The 21,007-nt window shown below is 73.4% G+C and carries 20 protein-coding genes; 12 read left to right on the forward strand and 8 right to left on the reverse strand.

All coding sequences use genetic code 11. The features are described from left to right. Positions 1–2 precede the first annotated feature (2 nt). The gene (locus tag QSK31_RS12765; protein WP_285683760.1) at positions 3–839 is read left to right on the forward strand and encodes an ABC transporter permease; all 837 of its coding nucleotides are present in this window, start codon (positions 3–5) and stop codon (positions 837–839) included. Here the strand turns inward: QSK31_RS12765 and QSK31_RS12770 are convergent. Beyond that, a complete protein-coding gene (locus QSK31_RS12770) occupies positions 836–1,381 on the reverse strand; it encodes a TetR/AcrR family transcriptional regulator (protein ID WP_285683762.1) in 546 nt (181 codons plus the stop codon). The two genes, QSK31_RS12765 and QSK31_RS12770, sit on opposite strands and share 4 nt — an antisense overlap. Positions 1,382–1,434: 53 nt before the next feature. On the opposite strand from QSK31_RS12770, the gene QSK31_RS12775 reads away from it, so the two are divergent. Beyond that, complete coding sequence (locus tag QSK31_RS12775; RefSeq protein WP_285683763.1) at positions 1,435–2,412, forward strand: SDR family NAD(P)-dependent oxidoreductase; 978 nt, start codon at positions 1,435–1,437, stop codon at positions 2,410–2,412. Here the strand turns inward: QSK31_RS12775 and QSK31_RS12780 are convergent, their stop codons facing one another. Next, positions 2,413–3,129 carry a hypothetical protein gene (locus tag QSK31_RS12780; protein WP_285683765.1) on the reverse strand — a complete coding sequence of 239 codons (717 nt, stop codon included), beginning with the start codon at positions 3,127–3,129 and terminating at the stop codon, positions 2,413–2,415. A gap of 9 nt (positions 3,130–3,138) precedes the next feature. Continuing rightward, complete coding sequence (locus tag QSK31_RS12785; protein ID WP_285683766.1) at positions 3,139–3,606, reverse strand: nuclear transport factor 2 family protein; 468 nt, start codon at positions 3,604–3,606, stop codon at positions 3,139–3,141. 27 nt (positions 3,607–3,633) lie between these two features. Between QSK31_RS12785 and QSK31_RS12790 the strand changes: the two genes are divergently transcribed. Together QSK31_RS12790 and QSK31_RS12795 are read left to right on the forward strand one after the other, a co-directional pair. Then, positions 3,634–4,458 (forward strand): DUF72 domain-containing protein, encoded by an 825-nt coding sequence (locus QSK31_RS12790; protein ID WP_285683768.1) that lies wholly within the window; start codon positions 3,634–3,636, stop codon positions 4,456–4,458. A gap of 83 nt (positions 4,459–4,541) precedes the next feature. After that, the gene (locus QSK31_RS12795; protein ID WP_285683770.1) at positions 4,542–5,984 is read left to right on the forward strand and encodes an NAD(P)/FAD-dependent oxidoreductase; all 1,443 of its coding nucleotides are present in this window, start codon (positions 4,542–4,544) and stop codon (positions 5,982–5,984) included. On the opposite strand, the gene QSK31_RS12800 is transcribed toward QSK31_RS12795, so the two are convergent. Beyond that, on the reverse strand, positions 5,897–8,722 hold the full coding sequence (locus QSK31_RS12800; protein ID WP_285683772.1) for a M14 family metallopeptidase: 2,826 nt from the start codon (positions 8,720–8,722) through the stop codon (positions 5,897–5,899). The genes QSK31_RS12795 and QSK31_RS12800 overlap by 88 nt on opposite strands. Before the next feature lie 172 nt (positions 8,723–8,894). On the opposite strand from QSK31_RS12800, the gene QSK31_RS12805 reads away from it, so the two are divergent. Further along, positions 8,895–11,687 carry an AfsR/SARP family transcriptional regulator gene (locus tag QSK31_RS12805; RefSeq protein ID WP_285683774.1) on the forward strand — a complete coding sequence of 931 codons (2,793 nt, stop codon included), beginning with the start codon at positions 8,895–8,897 and terminating at the stop codon, positions 11,685–11,687. On the opposite strand, the gene QSK31_RS12810 is transcribed toward QSK31_RS12805, so the two are convergent. Next, positions 11,684–12,295 (reverse strand): class I SAM-dependent methyltransferase, encoded by a 612-nt coding sequence (locus QSK31_RS12810; protein WP_285683776.1) that lies wholly within the window; start codon positions 12,293–12,295, stop codon positions 11,684–11,686. The genes QSK31_RS12805 and QSK31_RS12810 overlap by 4 nt on opposite strands. Positions 12,296–12,332: 37 nt before the next feature. Between QSK31_RS12810 and QSK31_RS12815 the strand changes: the two genes are divergently transcribed. Together QSK31_RS12815 and QSK31_RS12820 are read left to right on the forward strand one after the other, a co-directional pair. Continuing rightward, positions 12,333–13,538: a helix-turn-helix transcriptional regulator gene (locus tag QSK31_RS12815; RefSeq protein ID WP_285683778.1), complete on the forward strand. Its 1,206-nt coding sequence runs from the start codon at positions 12,333–12,335 to the stop codon at positions 13,536–13,538. 130 nt (positions 13,539–13,668) lie between these two features. Further along, a complete protein-coding gene (locus tag QSK31_RS12820; protein WP_285683779.1) occupies positions 13,669–14,283 on the forward strand; it encodes a helix-turn-helix domain-containing protein in 615 nt (204 codons plus the stop codon). Between the two features lie 58 nt (positions 14,284–14,341). Here the strand turns inward: QSK31_RS12820 and QSK31_RS12825 are convergent, their stop codons facing one another. The 3 genes from QSK31_RS12825 to QSK31_RS12835 all read right to left on the reverse strand — a co-directional run bounded on the left by QSK31_RS12825 (position 14,342) and on the right by QSK31_RS12835 (position 16,645). After that, positions 14,342–14,653, reverse strand: coding sequence for a putative quinol monooxygenase (locus QSK31_RS12825; RefSeq protein WP_285683781.1), 312 nt, complete (start codon positions 14,651–14,653; stop codon positions 14,342–14,344). Between the two features lie 4 nt (positions 14,654–14,657). Next, positions 14,658–15,887 carry a caspase family protein gene (locus tag QSK31_RS12830; RefSeq protein WP_285683783.1) on the reverse strand — a complete coding sequence of 410 codons (1,230 nt, stop codon included), beginning with the start codon at positions 15,885–15,887 and terminating at the stop codon, positions 14,658–14,660. Positions 15,888–15,982: 95 nt separating this feature from the next. Beyond that, positions 15,983–16,645 carry a hypothetical protein gene (locus tag QSK31_RS12835; protein WP_285683785.1) on the reverse strand — a complete coding sequence of 221 codons (663 nt, stop codon included), beginning with the start codon at positions 16,643–16,645 and terminating at the stop codon, positions 15,983–15,985. A gap of 115 nt (positions 16,646–16,760) precedes the next feature. On the opposite strand from QSK31_RS12835, the gene QSK31_RS12840 reads away from it, so the two are divergent. From QSK31_RS12840 to QSK31_RS12860, 5 genes are read left to right on the forward strand one after another with little or no spacing between them, the layout of a single operon-like run. Further along, positions 16,761–17,420 carry a response regulator transcription factor gene (locus tag QSK31_RS12840; protein ID WP_285683786.1) on the forward strand — a complete coding sequence of 220 codons (660 nt, stop codon included), beginning with the start codon at positions 16,761–16,763 and terminating at the stop codon, positions 17,418–17,420. Continuing rightward, positions 17,417–18,874 (forward strand): hypothetical protein, encoded by a 1,458-nt coding sequence (locus QSK31_RS12845; RefSeq protein ID WP_285683788.1) that lies wholly within the window; start codon positions 17,417–17,419, stop codon positions 18,872–18,874. The genes QSK31_RS12840 and QSK31_RS12845 overlap by 4 nt, the downstream gene beginning before the upstream one ends. Continuing rightward, entirely contained in the window at positions 18,772–19,713 is a 942-nt protein-coding gene (locus tag QSK31_RS12850; protein ID WP_285683790.1) for a sensor histidine kinase, read from the forward strand. Before QSK31_RS12845 ends, QSK31_RS12850 begins: the two co-directional genes overlap by 103 nt. Next, complete coding sequence (locus QSK31_RS12855; protein WP_285683791.1) at positions 19,646–20,170, forward strand: hypothetical protein; 525 nt, start codon at positions 19,646–19,648, stop codon at positions 20,168–20,170. Before QSK31_RS12850 ends, QSK31_RS12855 begins: the two co-directional genes overlap by 68 nt. After that, positions 20,154–21,005, forward strand: coding sequence for a trypsin-like peptidase domain-containing protein (locus QSK31_RS12860; protein WP_285683793.1), 852 nt, complete (start codon positions 20,154–20,156; stop codon positions 21,003–21,005). Before QSK31_RS12855 ends, QSK31_RS12860 begins: the two co-directional genes overlap by 17 nt. Positions 21,006–21,007: the final 2 nt, after the last annotated feature.

Raw genomic sequence — 21,007 nt, forward strand, 5'->3', positions numbered from 1 at the left:
GGGTGAAACGTCGGATCACCGCCTCCCCCGGCGCCTGGATCGTCTGGGGCGTGGTCGCGTTCTTCTTCGTCAACCTGGCCGGGGTGATCGGCTCGGTGCTGGTCAGCTCGTTCGGCACCCGCTGGTTCGACACGTGGCTGCCGCAGGGCTTCACCACCGACTGGTACGGCGCCGCCTGGCGCGAGTTCGGGCTGCTCGACGTGCTGACCGTGACCCTCGAGGTGTCCCTGCTGGTGGTGGCGATCTCGGTGCTGGTGGGGCTGCCCGCCTCGTACGTGCTGGCCCGCCGCGCCTTCCCCGGCCGCCGGCTGCTCTACCTGCTCTTCCTGCTGCCCATCCTGATGCCGCCGATCACCTACGGCATCCCCCTCGCCACGGTCCTCTACAAGTACGGCTTCGCCGGCCACCTCTCCGGCGTCGTCCTGGCCAACCTGGTCCCGTCCATCCCGTTCGTGATCCTGACCATGACGCCGTTCATCGAACAGGTCGACCCCGCCATCGAACGGGCCGCGCGCATGTGCGGCGCCCGTACCCATCAGGTCTTCACCCGGATCCTCGCCCCGCTGCTCGTCCCTGGCATCCTGGCCGCCTCGGTCCTGGTCCTGGTCCGCACGGTCGGCATGTTCGAGCTGACCTTCCTGACCGCCGGACCGGACTCGCAGACGCTGGTGGTCGCGCTGTACTACACGATGTCCGCGGCCGGCATCCGAGCCCAGCAGTCGGTCGACGCGATGGCCGTCATCTACACGTCGATGATGCTGGTCCTGCTGGTCGTGGCGCTGCGCTACGTCAACCCGACCCAGCTGGTCGCCCGGGTGAAGGACGACGACGACGACTAGGTCGTGTTCTTCGCCTCCAGGGCCGTGACGAGCAGGTCGACGGCGATCGCGGTGCGGGCGACGAACTCCTCCCGGGTCACCGCGTCGTGCTTGATGCCGGCGACGGTGCTCCGCAGCGTGTCGGCCACGTCCCGCGCGCCGGTGGCGTACTCCGCCTCGATGGCCGTGGTGACCATCTCGATGAAGCGCCGGGGGTAGTCGGTGGCCATCGGCTCCAGCAGGTCCGGGTTCGTCTCGATCAGGACGGCGACCTCCCTGGCCATCGGGCCGATGTAGCGGCCGGTCCAGTGGTCGTACGCCTCGGCCAGCCTGTCCCGCAGCGGGCGCGCGCGGTCGTCCAGCACCCGGGCGGCCGCGGCGAGATCGTTGTCGAGTGCCCGGGTGACGGCCGCCCGGAACAGGTTCTGTTTCGAGCTGAACAGGAAGTACAGGCCGGGCCGGGAGATGTCCGCGGCCCGTGCCACGTCGTCCATCGACGCCTTCCGGTACCCGAACCGGGCGAACGTGGCGAGGGCGGTCTCCAGCACATGGTCCTGCCTCATGCCCACAGCCTAACGCACTAGACAGTCACTGCTCACTCTGTATAGTTCGCCGCATGGTGATCACCACTCGGTTCGATGCCGGCAGCACCGCCGACGACGTCGTGGCCGGCGTCGACCTCCGGGGCGTCCGCGCCGTCGTCACCGGCGCGTCGTCCGGGATCGGCGTCGAGACGGCACGGTCCCTCGCCCGAGCTGGAGCGCAGGTCACGCTGGCCGTCCGGGATATCGCCGCCGGCGCGCGGACGGCCCGGGACCTCGCGGTGCCGGCCGACGGCCGGGTCTTCGCCGGGGCGGCCGACGTCCGGGTCGAACGGCTCGACCTGGCCGACCTCTCCTCCGTCGCCGGTTTCGCCGGCCGCTGGACCGGGCCGCTGCACCTGCTGATCAACAACGCCGGCCTGATCGTCAGCACCCTCACCCGCACGCCCGAGGGCCGGGAGCTGCAGTTCGCCACCAACCACCTCGGCCACTTCGCGCTCAGCCTGGGCCTGCACGACGCCTTGGCGGCCGGCGCCCGGGACCGCGGCGACGCCCGGATCGTGGCGGTGAGCTCGACGGCCCACATGCGCTCGCCGGTCGTCTTCGACGACCTGCACTTCGAGCGCCGCCCCTACGATCCACAGGCCGCCTACGCGCAGTCGAAGACCGCCAACTCCCTCTTCGCGGTCGAGGCGACCCGCCGCTGGCAGGCCGACGGCATCGTCGCGAACGCGGTCAACCCGGGCGGCGTCGCGACCGGCCTGCAGCGCGACTTCACCCAGCGGCAGAAGGACTACCTGGCCGCCGCGGAGGCATCCGGAGCCTTCACCTACAAGACCACCCAGCAGGGCGCCGCGACGACGCTGGTCGCGGCGGTCGCGCCCGAGTTCGCCGGCACCGGCGGCCACTACCTCGACGACGGCCGCGAGGCGCACACCGTGAACGACGATGCCGACCTCTTCACCAACAGCCACGGCGTGAAGCGCTGGGCTCTCGATCCCGAGGCGGCGCAGACCCTCTGGACGGCCTCGCTGGCGATGGTGGAACGTTGATCAGCGCAGTGGAGAGCGAGCCGGTCGGGCCGAGCCGTAGGCGCTGAACTCGAACGTCCACTTCTCGGCCGGCGGGATCGGCACCATCGCGGGAACATCCAGCTCGAGCTTCACGAGCCGGCCCTTCGCGTCCAGGGTGGCGACGTAAGGCGCCGCGGTCCCGGTGCCGGGGGCCAGACCGTGCAGCTTCCCCAGCCCGACGAGCTTGTTGCTGTTCCGGACCTTCGTCAGGTCGACCGTCCCCTTGATCGTCGGCGACGCGCCCTCCGCGCTGTTGGCCGCCTCGAGCAACGGCCCGACGCCCACCCAGTCCGGATCGGCCAGATCGTAGAACTCACCCGGTCCGGGCGGCGTCGCGGCATCCACCCGGTCCCAGCCCGCGCCGTCGTCGGCCGGCGCGCTGCCGCCGAACGTGAAATCCGATCTCGTGAAGCGGTCCCGGCCGACGACCCGAACCTCCGAGCTGAAGTTCCCGCCCGACGTGGACCACTGCGCGCTCCCGCTGGGGAGGTGCATCGAGCCGGTGAGCCCGGCGCCGTTGGAGTTCCTCAGATCGAAGGCGTAGTTGCCCGCCCTGATCCCCGACACCGAGGCGACGAGGGCGTCGCGGGGCGTGGCCGGTGCGGGCGGCGGCGTCACCGGGCCGCTCCCGGCGGCCGATCCGCACGCCGCCAGTGGCAGGACGAGGACAAGTGACAACAGCCGGCGTTTCAACACCGGCGGACCTTAGCGCAGCGGGATTTCGTGCCCGGGGCCGCGCTCGGACTCCGGGCGGGGACCGGACAGCCGCCGCTCCGGCTCGGCGATCGCCACGTCGTTGATGGACGCCTCGCGGCGGCGCATCAGGCCGTTGTCGGCGAACTCCCAGTTCTCGTTGCCGTAGCTGCGGAACCACCGGCCGGCGGCGTCGTGCCACTCGTACTGGAAGCGGACCGCGATGCGGTTGCCGTGGAAGGCCCACAGGCTCTTGCGGAGCACGTAGTCCAGTTCCCGCTCCCACTTGGCGGTCAGGAAATCGACGATCTCGGCGCGGCCGGTCAGGAACACGTCACGGTTGCGCCAGACCGAATCCTCGGTGTACGCCAGCGCGACCCGCTGCGGATCCTTGGTGTTCCACGCGTCCTCGGCGGCCTGCACCTTGAGCAACGCGGTGGTCTCGTCGAACGGCGGGAACGGTGGCCTCGCATCGGACATGACGGCGAGCCTACTAGCCTTTGGACCATGCGACTGCACGTCGGATGCGCCCAGTGGACGCACAAGGCCTGGCAGGGCCGGATCATGCCGGACGGCGACAAGCTGCGGTCGTACGCGGGGTGGTGCAACGCCGTGGAGGGCAACACCACGTTCTACGCGACGCCCTCGCGGGAGACCGTGGCGACCTGGGCGGGGCAGACCGGGCCGGAGTTCCGGTTCGTCGTGAAGCTGCCCAAGGTCATCACGCATGAGCGGCGGCTCCAGCACGCCGAGGGTGAGCTGCGGGCGTTCCTGGAGGCGATCGAGCCGCTCGGGCCTCGGCTGCACGCGCTGTGGGTGCAGCTGCCGGCGTCGTTCGGGCCGGGTGAGCTGCCGGTGCTGGACAGGTTTCTGCGGGGGCTGCCGGGCGATCACCCGTACGCGGTCGAGGTGCGTGACCCGGCGTTCTTCGAGGGGGCCGAGGCGCGGCTGGAGGAGGTGCTCGGCCGCGCGGGTGCGGAGTGGGTGCCGTTCGACACGACCGAGTTCTTCCGTACGCCGCCGACCAGCGCCGCCGAGCGGGACGCCTGGACGAAGAAGCCGCGGACGCCGCTGCGTACCCGGGCTCTGACCGAGCGGCCGATCATCCGCTACCTGGGGCGGGACGACACCGGGCGCACCGTCGCGGGGTGGCGGCGCTGGGTCGACGCGGCCGTGGCCTGGCTGAACGAGGGCAGGTCCCCGACGATCTTCATCCACACGCCCGACAACGCCGACTCGCCGGCCCTGGCCCGCCGGTTCCACGCCGAGGTCGCGGCCCGGGTGCCGCGGCTCGAGCCGTTGCCGGAGGCGGAGCGCCTGACCCTGTTCTGAGGCTGTGACGCAGGTCGCGTCACGCCGGCAGATGCCCGCTCGTCCTGATGGTGTTGAACGTGACGGATGAGGAAGTGATTCGGATGAGGCATCGGGTTGTCATCGTCGGGGCGGGGTTCGGTGGACTGTTCGCGGCCAAGGCGCTGCGCCGGGCCGACGTCCACGTGACGATCATCAACGGCACCACCTACCACCTGTTCCAGCCGCTGCTCTACCAGGTGGCGACGGGCATCCTCAGCGAGGGCGAGGTGGCTCCCCCGATCCGCGAGGTGCTCAAGCGCCAGGACAACGTGGACGTGCGCCTCGGCTGGGTCGAGGACGTCGACGTCGACGCCAAGCTGGTCATGGTCAACGGGCCGGGCGTCTCCTACACGGTTCCGTACGACACGCTGATCGTGGCGGCCGGGTCGTCGCAGTCGTACTTCGGCAACGACGACTTCGCGCACCACGCCCCGGGCATGAAGAGCATCGACGACGCCCTGGAGCTGCGGGCGCGGATCTTCAACGCGTTCGAGATCGCCGACGTGCAGACCGACCCGGCGGCCGCCGAGCGCTGGATGACGTTCGTGGTGGTCGGTGCGGGCGCCACCGGCACCGAGATGGCGGGGCAGATCGCCGAGCTCGCCCACCGGACGCTGCCGGGCCAGTACCGGCACATCGACCCGCACCGGACGCGCATCGTTCTGGTGGACGCGGTCGGGCACGTGCTGACCAACTTCCACGACGACCTCAGCACCGCCGCGCTGCGCCGCCTGCACCTGCTCGGCGTCGAGGTCGAGCTGGACACCAGGGTGGTCGGCGTGGACGACACCGGCATCGACGTCGAGACCGTGCGGGGCCCCGAGCGCATCGAGGCGATGACCAAGGTGTGGGCCGCGGGCGTGGCCGCGTCGCCGCTGGCGAGGCGGCTGGCCGAGGCGACGGGCACGACCACCGACCGCGCGGGACGGCTGCATGTCCGGCCGGACTCGACGGTCCCGGGTCACCCGGAGATCTTCGTGGTGGGCGACCTGATGGCGCTGCCCGGCAAGGACGGGCGGCAGCTGCCGGGCGTCGCGCAGGTGGCGATCCAGAGCGGCCGGCACGCGGCGAAGCAGATCCTGCGCCGCCTGGCCGGCAAGCCGGACGGGCAGCCGTTCCGCTACTTCGACAAGGGCAACATGGCGGTGATCTCGCGGTTCGCGGCGGTCGCCAACATCGGCAAGGTGCGCCTGTCAGGCTTCCCGGCCTGGCTGATCTGGCTCGGCGTGCACCTGTTCTACCTGGTCGGCTTCAAGAACCGGGTGACCGCGGTGCTGCACTGGGCGGTCAGTTTCCTCGGCCGGGGCCGGTCCGAGCGGGTGAGCACGCTTCAGCAGGTGCACTCGAGGGCCGCGATGCGCGAGTACGGTGACCCGTTCGCACCGCGGCCCTCAGCCGATCAGCCCAGCGAGCCCGATCAGCCCAGCGAGCCCAGCGCCTTGCGCAACGCCGCCGGGCCGGACGCGACGTCCTCCAGCCCGAACCCGAGCGTGACGGTGCGCTGAGTCGACACCGCCGCGTACGAACGCAGCACCGCGCCCGTCCGCTGCCACTCCCCGGCCGCCGCCGACCAGGCCCCCAGGTTCTCCTCGAAGGTGTCGGTGGCGGCCTCCGTCCCGCCGATGACGATCTTGGCGTCGTCCACGAAGGCGCCGCGGCCGCCGGTGCTGCCGTCGCTGAGGTAGGTCACGGACAGTTCGACGGACTTCCCGGCGTACCGGGACAGGTCCGCGCTGATCTGCTTCCAGCCGTTGCTGGTGCCGGTCACCGAGTGCCACGCGCCGGTGGTTCCGGTGGCGGTGCAGGTCGGGCCGTCCGGCGTCAGGTAGCGCGCGAGTTCCGGGTGCAGGCCGACCAGGAACGCGCAGTCCTCGGGCACGGTGCTGCCGGAGCCGGTGAACGGCAGCGTCGTCCAGTCGTCGCCTCCGGCGGTGCGGGCCTCGATCACCAGCGCGTCCCAGCCCGGCTCGGTGTCGACGGACAGCGCGAGGCTGAGCTGCGGGTTCTGCGCGGCGGTCGCGGCACTCAGGTCGGCGGTCCGGGTGAGCCTCGCGTACGCGTTGTCGCGGTGTTTGATCGACGCCTGGCCCGCGCCGGTGAACGGCTCGAACGGGCCGCGCAGGCCCTGGTAGACGCCCGCCGGCGCGGATGCGAACCGCGGCAGGTGCGGCAGGACCTCGCCGGTGGCGCTGAACATCGTGACCGGGTTCGCCGGGTTCTTCAGCGTCGCCGTGGCGCCCTGGAGCACGCCGCCGCCGGTGAAGCCGGTCGCGCCGGTGGAGGTGGCCGGCGAGTCCACACCCAGCCAGTACTGGGCGAAGTCGTCGGCGTTGACCCCGGTGCCGGCCAGCGGGTCGTGGGCTGCGGCGCCCCGGCCGGCCTTGACCAGCTTGCCGCCGGAGTTCAGGTAGTCCCGGACGGCGAGCGTGGTGGCCGGGGCGGCGGCCTTCCCGGCAACCTCCCAGACGACCGCGTCGAAGTGGCTCAGGACGCCCAGGTCGTCGGGCGTTCCCTGGGTGGCCACGTCCCAGACGGTCGCCTTGCCGATGGCGTCGGCGTAGAGCTTCGCGTTGGTCGCGGGCGCGCCCTCGTCGGCGAGCACCAGCACGTCACCCTTGCGCGGCGCGGCCACCCGGTAGGTGAAGTGCCCGCTGGTCGCGGAGCCGCCGGTGAACCACACCTCGACCGCCGCGCCGGGCTTCGCCCCGGTCACCCGGCCGCGGTACTCGTCGTACCAGAGGTTGTCGGTGCCGCCGTAGACCTGGCCGCCGGTCCAGGGGGTGACGGCCGCGGTGCGCTCCTTGCCGCCGTCGATCCGCCAGTGCAGCTTCTTCGCGGCCAGGCTCTTGCGCGCGGTGACCGCGACGGTCTGCGGCCCGGTGCCCGCGTAGGACGTGGTGAACGGGTGCGCGGTGAGCGGGGCGGCGGTGATCCCGACCGAGGAGACCGGGTTCGCCGGGTCGGACGCGGACGCCGCGACCGAGAGCATGAACGGCAGGTTCTTGGCGAACTCGGCCTGGATCAGCTTCTCGCTGTCCGGGAAGTTGAAGACGCTCGGGCAGTCGGCGACGGTCCACTCGTCGGCCGGGTCGGCGCCGGCCGCCGCCTGGCAGGTGGTGTGCTCGGCGGCGATCATGGGTACGCCGTTGGTGTTGACCGAGTTCCCGGCCGAGTCACCGTTCGAGGTGGAGATGTCGGAGAGGATCTGCGGCCGGAACCCGGGTACCGCCGGGTTCCCCTCGACGCCGACCAGGCTGCGGTAGAGCACGTCGTCCGGCGTGGGCGTGGCGGTCTGCCAGCCGACGCCGTACATCAGCACCTGCGCGGCCGAGTGCATGTTCAGCGCGAGCTCCGGCTTGACCCGGCGCTCGAAGGCGTTGAACGCGATGTTCTCCGGCTCGGAGGCCGGCCCCGGGCCGCGGTAGATCTCGGTGCCGGGGTCCGCCGAGGAGCCCTCGTCGTCGTAGCCCCACTTCCAGTCGAAGTTGCGGTTCAGGTCGACGCCGTCGCCGACGGTCAGCTTGCCGTCGCCGTTGTTGTCCCGCAGGTTCTTGCGCCACAGCCGGGCGCCGGGCGCATCGGTGAACGTGTAGTCGTAGCCGTCCGGGTTGGCGACCGGCAGGAACCACATCTCGGTGGTGTCCACCAGGCCGGTGATCCGCTGGTCGGTGCCGTACTGGTCGACCACCTGGTGGAGCAGTCGCCGGGTCACCTCGGGCGTGATCCACTCGCGGGCGTGCTGGGCGCCGAAGAAGAAGCTGCCCGGCCGGGCGCCGTCCTTCGTGCGGGTCGCGTCCCTGGTCACCTTGATCGCGAGGATGTCCTGGCCACGTACGGTCTTGCCGATCGACTCGAGCTTGGTGATGCCCGGATGCGCGGCGGCCACGGCGCGCAGCTCGTCGGCGATGCCGCCGCTCCCGCTGTACGGCCGGAACACGCCGTCGCCGGCCGGTGCGACCGCCTTGCGCTCGGTGAGCCGGACGCCCCGCTTGCGCAGCCCGTCCGCCTGCGCACCGCTGAGCACCAGCTCGACCGGAGCCGGGCGGCCGCCCTCGGGCAGGTCGATCTCGGTGGTGTCGGCGCCGGCCCGGGCCAGCTCGTCGACCTGCGCCTCGGTGACCTGGGCCTGCCAGACCCTGAGCCGGTCACCGTCCGGCGCCGCGGCGGCACCGGTGGCGGGTCCGGCGACGATCCAGGCGAGCGGGAGGAGCGCGGCCGCGGCTGCCGCGATCGTACGTCTCACGAAATGTCTCCTATGGCTGGGCAATGCTCGTCGAAGCGACGGGCACCCATCAGGACGGACGAACGGCTCCTTCTTTCATCGGGTGACCATTCGCACTCCCGTGGGGGTGGCGTTAGGGCAGCGACGCGCGCGGAAAGCAATAGTTGAACTCGCAAACAATTAGCCTGAACGTATGACCCCCGACGCCGACGCGCTCCGGTTCTTCCTGCTCGGACCCGTCCGGGTCAGCCGCGGCGCCGACGAGGTGGCCCTCGGGCCACGGCAGCAGCGGCTCGTGCTCGCCCTGCTGCTCACCCGGGCCGGCGACCTGGTCACCATGACCGAGCTGATCGAGATGCTCTGGCCACGGGACGCCCCGCCGAGCGCCGCCAATGCGGTGCACCGGCAGATCGGCACGCTGCGGCGGCTCCTCGAACCCGGCCTGCCCGCCCGCGACAACGGCGCCTACCTGCACCGGCAGACCGGCGGCTACCAGCTCCACGTCACCGCGGACACGTTCGACCTGCTCGCCTTCCGGCGGGCCGCGGCGCGGGCCCGGGCGGCGCTGGACGCGGGCGACTCCGGCGAGGCGCTGCGCCTGTCGCTGGAGGCGCTGCGGGAGTGGCGCGGGCGATGCGCGGCCGGCCTCGAGCCGGTCTCCCTCGAACACCCGGCGTTCGCGGCGATCGAGGCGGAACACCTGCAGGCCGTACGGACCGCGGCGGACGCGGCGGCGGCCGGCGGCGACACCGGGGCGGCGCTGGTGCCGTTGCGGCAGGCGGCCGACCGGCACCCGCTCGACGAAGGTTTGCAGAGCCGGCTGCTGGTGGCGCTGGCCGCGTCCGGGCGGCAGGCCGAGGCGGTGGACCGGTATCGGGAGATCCGCGGGCGGCTCGCCGAGGAACTCGGTGTCGACCCCGGCGAGGAGTTGCGCGAGGCGTACGACCGGCTGCTCCATCAGCGGGTACGGCCGGCTGTCGCGCCCGTACCCCAGGTCGTCGCCGAGATCCGGCCCGCCCAGCTGCCGCCGGCCCTGCCGTTCTTCACCGGCCGGGCAGAGTTGCTGGCCGAGGCGCGCGAGATCGCCGAACGGCCGGCGGGTGGCGTCCTGGCGATCGACGGGATGCCGGGCGTCGGCAAGACCACGATGTCGGTGCACCTCGCGCACGCGGTCGCCGGGCACTACCCGGACGGACAGCTCTACGTGGACCTGCGCGGCTTCGACGGCCACGGCCCGGCGATGACCCCGTCCGAGGCGCTGCGCGGCTTCCTCGGGTCGCTCGGCGTGCCGCAGGACCGGGTGCCCGCCGAGCTGCACGCCCAGGCCGGGATGTACCGCAGCACCGTGGCCGGGCGGCGGCTGCTGATCGTGCTGGACAACTGCCGCGACGCCGAACAGGTCCGGCACCTGCTGCCCGGCACACCCGGCTGCCTGGTCATCGCCAACAGCCGCAGCCGGTTGACCGGGCTGCTCACCGGCTTCGGGGCCCACCCGATCCGGCTCGGCCCGCCGACCGTGGCCGAGGCCCGCGAAGGTGTCCGGCAGCGGCTGGGCGTCCGCGCCGACCGGGAACCGCACGCCGTCGCCGCGATCATCGCCGCGTGCGGACGGCTGCCCCTCGCGCTGGCGGTGGTGTGCGCGCAGGCGGCCGGGCGACCCGGGACGCCGCTCGCCGACATCGCCGCCGAGCTCGCGGCAGGCTCCGTCGAGGAGGACCTGCGGCCGGTGTTCTTCTGGTCGTACCGGGCCCTGTCGGCGCCCGCGGCACGGCTGTTCCGGCTGCTGACCCGGCACCCGGGACCGGACTTCTCGACGGCTGCCGCGGCCGCGCTGGCCGGCGTGACGCCACGCGAGGGACGTGCCCTGGTCGGCGAGCTCGACCGGGCGCAGCTGGTCATCGAGCACCGGCCCGGACGATTCCGGACCCACGAGCTGCTGCGGGCGTACGCATCGGACCTGTCCCGGACCTTGGACCGCCCGGACGTGCAGGAGGAGGCGGTGGACCGGCTGGCCACCTTCTACCGCGACACCGTGCTCACCGGGCATCGGGTGCTGCGCGGCCGGAAACGCAAGCCCCGGCCGCTGATGCCGCATCCGCTGCCCGAGCCGGGCCCGACACCCCTGGACGGCGCCGGCCCGGACGCCGCGCTGGACTGGTTCGACGCCGAGCGCGACGTCCTGATGACGCTGGTCGGGCAGGCCGCCACGGACGACCGGTACGGCTCGGCGTGGCTGCTCGTGCTGGGCATCCAGTCGTACTGGCAGCGCAGCGGCCGCGCGCTGGACTGGTCCACCGTCGCGCGCGTCGCGCTGGACGCCGCCATCCGGGCCGGTGACACACGCGGCCAGGCCCGGATGCACCGCAGCCTGGCGGCGGCGAGCTACTTCCTGGGCGAGTTCGACAACGCGCTGCGGCACCTGGACCGGGCCCGCGAGCTGCTCGCCCGCACCGGGCCGGCCGCCGAGCTGGCCTGGGCCGGCATCAACCAGGGCATGGTGCTGACCGCGTGCGGCCGCAACGAGGAGGCGCTGGCGCTGCTGGAGGTCGCCACCAAGCAGGCCGAGGCGACAGGTGACCGGCTGCAGCTGGCCGACTGCCTGTCCACCCGGGCCGAGAGCTGCGTGGCGCTGGGCCGCCTCGACGAGGCCCTCGACCTGGCCGAGCGCGCGCGGTTCCACCTGGCCGCCAACGACGACGACTACGGCCTCGGCGACGTGTGGACGGTGGTCGGCCGGGTGCACGCCGCCCGCGGCAGCGACGGCGAGGCGGTACGCGCATGGCGTGAGGCGGTCGCCTCCTACCGCAAGGCGTCCGTGCCGACCCTGACCGCCGAGGTGCTCACCCTGATCGGCGACACGCTGACCGCCGCCGGCGACCGGACGGGCGCCCAGGAGGCCTGGCGTGAGGCGCTGGACCTCACCTCGCAGGCGCAGACGGCATCGGTGCAGGCGCTGCGGGACCGCCTGCACCACCTGGCCGCCTAGGCTCCGGAAAGGCGAAGGGGGGTCAGCAGCGCGACGATGAAGTCCGCGGAATCGTGGAACGGCCGGAGATCCCACGTCGACAGGAGCAGGTCCGGCGCCAGACCGGCCGCGGGCACGTCGGCCAGGAACTCGTCGTACCCGTAGCCCCGCCCGGCGCCGAAACCGACCACCGCCCGGCCGCCCGGCGCCAGGTGCGCGCCGAACCGCCGCAGGATCTCCCGCCGCGTGGACGGCGCGGCGAAGGTCATCACATTCCCCGCGCACACCACCACGTCGAACGACTCGGGCAGGTCCAGCTCGGACAGATCACCCACCCGCCACTCGGCACCCGGATGATCGGCCCGCGCGACCTCGATCAGCTTCGGGTCCAGATCGACGCCGGTCACCCGATGCCCGGCCGCCGCGAGCAGGCCGCCCACCCGGCCGGTTCCGCAGCCGGCGTCGAGGATCCGGGCGCCGCGCGGCACCAGGGCGTCGATCATCCGGGCCTCGCCGCCGAGGTCCTCACCCCGCTCCGCCAGCGCCCGGAACCGGTCGATGTACCACTGCGAGTGGCCCGGGTCCGCGGCGATCTTGCGCAGCCAGCCGTTCTCGTCGGAGTTGCTCATGATTGAACCGTACGATTTCTGTTCCGTAGTAAGCGAAGTGACACTCACACAGCTGCGCGGCCGCGGCACCGAACAGGCCGCGATCCGGCGCACCCGGCGCGGCGTCGTGATCGTCGGCGGCGAACCCGGCATCGGCAAGACCGCCCTGCTGCGCGCCGAGACCGAGCACGCCGCCGCCGACGGGTACGCCGCCCTCGCCACCGCCCGGGCCGGCGACCGGATCGCCCCGCTGAGCACGCTCGGACCGGCCCTGCGCCCGCTGCTGTCCGCGGACGCGTTCCACGCCCTCGCCGATCTTCAGGACAAGCCACTGTGGCTGGCCGAGCGGCTCGCGGCGGTGCTCGCCGCCAAGGCGCCCGCGCTGATCGCGGTCGACGAGGTGCAGTGGGCCGACCCGCTGAGCGCGTACCTGCTGCGGGCGCTGCCCGCCCGGCTCGCGGGCACGCGGGTGCTCTGGCTGCTGGCCGCCCGCGAGGCGCCCGCCGACCTGGAGGGCCACCGGCTGCGCCTGGGGCCGCTGAGCGCGGAGGCGCTGGCCGAGATCGCCACCGACCGGCTGGGCCACGGCCCCGACGCCGCGCTGCGCGCCCGCCTCGCCGGAACGCGGGGCCTTCCCTGGCTCGCCGTCCGGATCATCGACGGCGACACCGCCGGGCTGTCCCGGGACGTGCGCCGGCTGCTGGCCGGCGCCACACCGCATTGCCGGTCGCTGGTCACCGCGGCCGCCGTACTCGGGCAGCCGGACAAGGCCGCACTCGGGCAGCCGATCAAGCTCGACGACGCCGGCCTGCTGCTCGGTGAACAGCCGGTCGACCTGATCGACGCGCTCGGCGAGGCCATCGCCCTCGGGCTGCTGACCGACGGCGACGACGGCGCGGTGTTCCGGCACGAGCTGCTGCGCCGCGCGGTCCATGACGACCTCACCCCCTCGGTCCGGACGGCCCTGCGCAACGGCGCGATCGACCTGCGCGCCGGCGCCGAGCTGACCACCATGGACGAGGAGCTCGACGCCCTGCTGAAATCGGAGGCGCCCCGCCCCGATCACGCGTGGGGCACGCTGACCGCGACCGAACAGCGCGTCGCCACCCTCATCTCGGACGGCCACACCAACCGCTCGGCCGCCGCGGCGCTGCACCTCTCCCCCAGCACGGTGAGCACCCACCTGCGCGCGGTCTTCGCCAAGCTCGGCATCAACTCCCGCGTCCAGCTGACCCGCCTGGCGATGCGCCGCCAGCCGACCTGACCCGCGCCCGAACAAACCGCCGGCGCGACCCACCTCGTCCAAGGTGACAGCAACGACACGATCGATGTCTTTGTGAATATCCGCGCGGGTTGGCCCACCCGGCGCTGCCGCAACGCGGGAAAACAGCGCTATGAATACTTCAACATGGACACCGGCCGATGCGGCCGACGAGATCCGCCGGGCCGCCGACCGGCTCGCCACCCTGCCACCGACCCCGCTGACCATTGCGATGACGCGGATCCTGGAGACCGCGGCGGCCGAGGAACACGACCGTCCGGGCCGGACGGCCGCGCTCAGCCTCGCCCGTGCCCTGCTGGACAGCACCGAGATGCGGGTCGTCCTGCCACATCCGATGCAGGAGACCCTCGAAGCCCTGGCCGACGGCGCGCACACCCCGGACATCGCCGCCCGCCACTGGGTTTCGCAGAACACCGCCAAAGATCGGCTCAAGCGGCTGTACGCCCTGCTCGGCGTGAAGGACCGGGCGCAGGCGGTCGCGGTCGGCTTCCGGATCGGTGTGCTGTCCGGCAGCCAGCCGGAGCCGCCGTTCCTGCAAGCCCTCGACGTCCCGTTGCGTGAGCTGGTCGACGCCCGGGAAGCGAGGCGGATGTCCAGCGCGGAGATCGCCGCCGAGCTGGACGTGTCCGCGGCGTGGCTGTCCCGGCGCGAGCGCGGCGAACTGCCGTTCCCGCTGCCGGTGCTGCGCCGGTATGCCGAACTGGTCGGCCTCGACCAGATGATCTGAGGGGCCGGATGATCTAGTGGATCCGGCGGCGGTGGCCCACGAGGGCCACCGCCGCCGGTCACACTCCCAGGCCGCCGCGGATGGTCAGTTCCTGGCTGGTGAACTCGCCGGTGAGCAGCGGCATGGCCCGGGCGATCGCCGCCCGGGTCTCCGGCAACGTCAGCGAGGCGTGGTGCTTCTCCCGGCTCTCCCACACCTCGCTGACCCAGATCGTCACGTCGTCGTCCTGCGCCACCCCGACCGCGTAGACGACGCAGCCGGCCGCGCGCAAGCCGTCCGCCCCGCTGGTCAGGATGTCCACGACCTCCTCGCGGTGGCCGTCCCTGGTCTTCATCGATCCGATGTATCCGTACGACATGCGGACGATCATGCCGTCATACGGTGAACGGGCGCTGGTTCTCGAACTCGTCGGTGCGTCCCTGTGCCCAGAGCAGATTCGGGGTCTGCTGCGGCGGCATCAGGGCGACGACGCGCCGGTGCAGGTCCGGGTAGGTGGTGGCCGCCCCGGTCGCCCAGACCTCGCGGAGGCGCTGGGTGAACAGGCCGTTGCGAGTCCCGTCCAGGGACAGCTGGTTGTCCTGGCAGCCCGAGATCAGCAGCACGCTCGCGGAACCCGCCGGGACCGCGCGGGTGGCCAGCTTCGCCGAGCGGTACACGTCGCGCCGCGCGTCCGCGTCGGCGGCCAGCACGTCGGCCGGCAGGTTGCGGGTCACCGGCACCCGGGACAGGTCCACGCTGTCCGGCTCGACCACGCTGGCCCGGAGCGCCGGCATGACCAGCTCGGCGAGCCGGGTCTGCCGCTGGGCCGCCTCGGCGCCGAACGCCCGCGTGCCGTACAGCTCGTCGGCGACGGGACCGAGCACCGCGTCGACCGCCCGGCGGAGATCGGCCGAGGGCGCCAGCACGAACGCCCGTTCCCGATGGCCGGCAGCGGTCTCCTCGGTGGCCGCCGAGTACGCCCGGTACGCCAGGTCCACCGACCGGGCCACGGTGCCGCTGTGGCAGCTGTCCGAGAGGAACAGCACGCGTACGCCGGGCCGGAACCCCGCCCACGCCGCACTCAGCTCGTCGTCCAGCAGCTGCCGGTCGTACAGGACCAGTGTCTCGTCCTGGCCGTCCGGCTCCTCGCCGGTCGGGTCCGGCATCTGCGAGCCGTGCCCGGAGTAGGTCAGGAAGAAGAAGTCGCCGGCCCGCAGGTCGTCGGCGGCCGCCGTGATCCCGGCGACCACGGCCTGCGCGGTGGCCTGTCCGTCGACCAGCACGGCCGGCGCGAAACCACGCTCGACGGCCAGCGCGCGCATGTCGTTCGCATCGTTCACACACCCTTTCAGCTCGGGCACCCGGATCGGGTAGGCGGCCGGATCGACCACGTTGAGGCCGACGTGCAGCGAACGGCCGCGGCCTCTTACCGCGCCGCCGCCATCGCCGCCGGGGCCGCCGCCGGAAAACGCGGCCATGGTCAGAGGTCCGGCGGCGCCGTCGACCACCAGGCCACGGGAGCCCTGGAAGTCGCGGACCGCACGATCCGTACGGTCGCCGAAGATCCCGTCGATCGGGCCGGGGTCGAAACCGGCCTGGTGAAGCAGTTCCTGAAGCCTCCGCACGTCGTCACCCTGATGACCGCGGAGCAGCGTTCGAGCCATGATCGTTCCCCCAGACGAGAGGGCGGCGCCTCGGACGGAGGCGCCGCCGTGGAAGTTCACTCGGTGAACAGCGAGACGATGTCCGGGACCGCGGACACGAGCGCCGGGATCGCCAGGCCGAGCAGCGGCCCGAGGAAGCGGGTGGCCTCGTTCGGGTCGGTGATCGTGACCGAGCGGCGGCCGCCGGTCAGCGACTCGATGATCGACGGCGCGGCCTGCACGAGCTGCGGCACGACGGTGCTGAGCAGCGGCAGCAGCCACCGGGTCCGCAGCTCCTCGTCGTTCGCCGGCACGCTGCGGTTGCCGCCGAAGATCTGCCCGAGCAGCGGCGCGGCCTGCGCCACCACGGGCATCACGGCGGAGAAGAACGCGCCGAAGAACCGCTCCCGCACCTGCGGGTCGCGGGTGTCCTCGCCGAAGATGTCCCGGTTGTTGTCGACGATGCTCTGGATGATCGCCGGCGCCGCCTGCGCGACCACCTGGGCGAGCTGCCCGATCAGCGGAACCATCCAGCGCGGCGTTTCCCCGACGCCGGCCGGGACCGGAGCCGAGGCAGGTGCGACCGGTGCGACCGGACCCATGTCGCGGGAGGCTCCGGGCTGGGCGGCCAGCAGCTCGCCGAGCCGCTGGATCACCTCGTCGGCGGTGGTGCGGGTGGTGCTGTTGTAGCTGTACGTGGTGGTCATCTCGTCCCCCTCGAAGATGTGGTGCGTTGCCATCTCAGGCAACCCGGCGCGCCGTCCCGGCCGCACGGGTCATCCGTCCCTCGGCCGGTGGGACGATCCGGAGCCGATTCGGGACCGGTGGCAACCGGCCGGGGCTACCGTCGGGCAGGTGCAGGCGGTGCGGGCCCTCGTGGTGGACGACCATCCGGTTTTCCGGCGCGGTCTGCGGTCCCTGCTGGCGGACGAGCCGTGGGTGACCGGGGTCGGCGAGGCGGACACCGTCGCCGGCGCGGTGGAACGGGCGATCGACGATCAGCCCGGGGTCGTCGCGATGGACGTGCGACTGCCGGACGGCGACGGCATCGACGCCACCGCCCGCATCCTGGAACGGCGCCCGCAGACCGCGGTCCTGCTGCTGACGATGATCGGCGACGAGGACATCGTCCGCCGGGGGCTGGCCGCGGGCGCGCGTGGCTACCTGCTCAAGGACACCGATCCGGACGCGGTGGTGGACGCCCTGCGGACGGTCGGGCAGGGCGGGCTGGTGCTGGGCCCGCGAGTGCCGACGTCCTGCCTGACCACGCCGGTGGCGGCCGGTCCGCCCGCGCCGTTCGACCGGCTGACGGCACGCGAACGGCAGCTCGCCGAGCAGCTCGCCGGCGGGCGTACCAATGGTCAGATCGCCCGGGTCCTCGGCGTGAGCGAGAAGACCGTGCGCAACGCGGTCTCCGCGGTCCTGGCCAAGCTGGCCGTGCCGGATCGGCTGGCGGTGGCGCTGCTCGCCCGCGACGTCGGTCTCGTCCTCCCCCGACAGGATCAACACCGATGAGGGTGTACGCCGTGCCGGCCGCCGCCGCGACGGTGGTGGCGACCGGGCTGATCCACCAGTGGCTCGGCGACGGCCTGGTCCCGACGCTCTCCCAGCTCGCGCTGCCGGCGGCGATGGCCGTGTGCTACCCGGCGCTGGGCGCGCTGATCCTGGCGCACCGGCCGGGCCACCGGGTCGGCCGGCTGATGACGGTGGTCGGCGGCTGCGCGACACTGGCCGTGCTCTCGGTCAGCTGGCCGGGCTGGGCGCCGGCCGCCTGGGTGGCGCAGTGGGCGTGGTGGCCGCCGATCGGGCTGATCCCGGTGCTGCTGCTGATCTTCCCCGACGGCCGGCTGCCCGGGCGGCGGCGCCCGTACGCGATCGGTCTGATCGTGGCCGCGCTCCTGCCCGCCGTGGCCCTCGCCCTGGCCACGCTGCCCGGCGGGCGCCCGCTGCTGGCCGGGGACGCGCCGACCGGGAGCGGCCTGCTGTTCCTGCGGCTGGCCTGGCTGGGCATCGCCGCCACCGCGCTGGGCCTGCTGGGCGTGCTGGGCGCGCTGGTCGTCCGGTTCCGCGCCGCGGATCTTCCGGTACGCCGTCAGCTGCTGTGCGTGGGCGCGGCCGGGGTGACGGTGCTGCTGGGCGAGCTCCTGGACACGGCCGGCGTGCCGGTGGCGTGGGTCGCCGAGGGCGTGGCGCTGCCCCTCGCGCTGACCGTGGCGATCCTCCGCCTCGGCCTCTACGACCTGGACGTGTACGTGAACCGGGCGCTCGTCTGGCTCCTCATGTCCACCGGCGTCACCGCCGCGTACGTCCTGATCGTCGGCGTGGTCCTGCACCAGGGCGTGAGCCTGCCCGTGCTGGCGTTGACGGCCCTCGTGGCGACCTGCTTCGAACCGGTCCGCCGCCTCCTCCAGCGCGCCGTCGACCGGCTGCTCTTCGGTCACCGCGACGACCCCTACGCGGTTCTCTCGCGTCTCGGCCGCCACCTCGAGGAGGTCGTCGCCCCCGCCGAAGCGCTGCCCCGCCTGGTTGCCGCGATCACCGACGAGCTCCGCGTCCCCTACGCCGCGGTCCACATTCCCGCCCGCCCGGCCCCGCCCGCCCGGCCCCGCCCGCCGAGCCCGCCCGCACCGCCGCACGCGCCGAACCCGGCCGCACCGCCCCGCCCGCCGAACCCGGCCGCACCGCCGCACGCGCCGAACCCGGCCGCTCCGCCACGGATCCGGCGGCCACGCCGCGCGCGCCCGTCCCACCCGCTGCGAGGGCCGCGCCCGACCGTCCCGCCACGCTTATCGAACACGGCCGGCCGGTCGTGCCGCCTCGGGAGTTTCCGCTGGTCACACATCGGCAGGAGGTCGGCTCCCTGCTGGTGTCGCCGCGGCGGGCCGGCGACGGGTTCACCCGGGCCGAAAGGCGGCTGCTGCGCGCGCTGGCCCGGCAGGCCGCGGTGGCGGTCGACGCGCACCGCCTGACGCTCGATCTCCGGCGTTCGCGGGAGCGGATCGTGCTGGCCCGCGAGGAGGAACGCCGCCGCCTGCGCACCGATCTGCACGACGGCCTCGGTCCCGGGCTGGCCGGGATGGCCATGCAGGTGCGCGCCGCCCGCCGGCACGTGGATCCCGCCGGGCGCGACCTGCTCGATCAGCTCGGCCGCGACCTCGAGGCGTGCGGCGCCGAGGTACGCCACCTGGTCGACCGGCTGCACCCGCCGGCGCTGGACCACGGCCTGCCGACGGCTCTGCGACGTGAGGCGTCCCGGCTGTCGGCGGGCCCGCTGACCGTCACCGTGGACTGTCCCGACGAGCTGGGCGGCCTGCCCGCCGCCGTGGAGGTGGCCGCCCTGCGCATCGTCGCCGAGGCGATCACCAACGCCGCGAAGCACTCCGGCGGAACAACCTGCACGGTGACCGTCGCCCGCACTGCCACCGCCCTGGAGCTGACCGTCCTCGACGACGGCCCGGGCACACCACCGGTGGTGGGACCGGGCGGTGTCCAGGCGGCGGACACCGCTCAGGCCTACCACTCCGGGCCGGGGGTCGGTCTGGGCTCAATGCGGGAACGCGCCGAGGAACTCTCCGGCGCCTGCACGATCGGACCCGCGGCGCCGCACGGCACCCGGGTCACCGCCCGGCTTCCGGTCGCACCCACCGCGTCCAGCGCGCCCACCGCGTCCAGCGCGCCCACCGCATCCAGCGCGCCCAGCGCGTCCGGCGCTCACGAGGCTTACGAGAAGGGGGAGATCGATGCCGAAGGTTGGCTGGCCGGTCGTGGTGCTGTCGGCCAACGACCGGTTCCTGCACGTCTGCCGTGACCAGGCCGGGCTGCGCGAGCACATCGCCGCGGACCTGGCGCACGGATTGGCTCCGCTCGCCGGGCGGCGCACGTCGCTGGAGTTCTTCGACGTCGGCGGGCAGCGTCTGCAACCCGTCGTCGGTCCGCAGTGGACGGTGGACGGGTTCGTCGCGACCGGCGAGCGGGTCGGCGAGCGCGATCTGCTCGTACGCATGGAATCGGCCGTGCGCACCGCCGAGCTGATCGACCGGCGGCACACCGTCGGGCTGCTGGTGGCCGAGGGACTGCCGGAGGACGAGGCGCGGCGGGTGGCCGGGCGCGATCGGCGGCGTGTCCCGCGTACCCAGGGAAGTGTCCTCGAGCAGGCCGAACAGATCCTGGCCCTGCTGGACGAGGGCGACGAGGCGCCGGACACCGCGACCGCGCTGAACCGGGGCGGCTGGCTGCACAGCGCGTGGCATGCCGCCTTCGGCTGAGCTGGACGCGGTGGCACGGGCGCAGGCCAGGCACTCTCCCGCGCTGCGCGGCCACCCCCACGTGATCGGCACGGCGACCGGCCCGCGGCTCACCGCCGGCCGGGCGACCGGAGATCTCGCGGTCAAGGTGTACGTCGAACGCAAACTCCCCGGACTGCTCGCGCCGGACGCCGTGCCGCGTTTCGTGGACGGCGTGCCGACCGACGTGATCGAGACCGGCCCCGCCCGCGCGCTGAGCTCTCCCCGGCAGCGCCCGGTCCTCGGCGGCGGCAGCATCGGCTGGCCCGGCGCCGAGGGCGGCACGATCGCGTCGGTCTGCTTCGACCTGCGGACCGGCGGGCCCTACCTGCTCTCCAACCACCATGTGCTGGTGATGGCGCCGGAGACCCGGCTGCGCAACCGCGTCCTGCAGCCCGGCGGCGGCGACCCGGGGAGCGACGTCGTCGGCCGCCTGGCCCGGGCGGCGCCGCTGCGCCGGGTCGATGCGGCGATCGCGCGGCTGGACGTCCCCTACGAACCTGTCGCGCTTCCCCCGCCGGCCGGCGCGACGCTGGGCCGGGCGGTGCGCAAGACCGGCTCCGCCACCGGGGTCACCACCGGGCACGTCCAGGACCTGCACGCCGACATCGTCGTCGAGGTGCGCGGCCGTCCTGTCCGCTTCACCGGCCAGCTCGTCCTGGACCTCCCGGCGGCGCCCGGCGACTCCGGCAGCCTGGTCGTCACCGAGGCCGCCGAGCCGGTCGGGCTGCTCTTCGCCGGCACGGACGCCTTCGTCCTGGCCAACCCGATAGCCACCGTCCTGAAGGCGCTACGGATCAGGCTGCCCGCAGCGTGAGC

The sequence above is a fragment of the Actinoplanes sp. NBRC 103695 genome (assembly GCF_030269485.1).
In the GTDB taxonomy this organism is placed as follows: Bacteria; Actinomycetota; Actinomycetes; order Mycobacteriales; family Micromonosporaceae; genus Actinoplanes.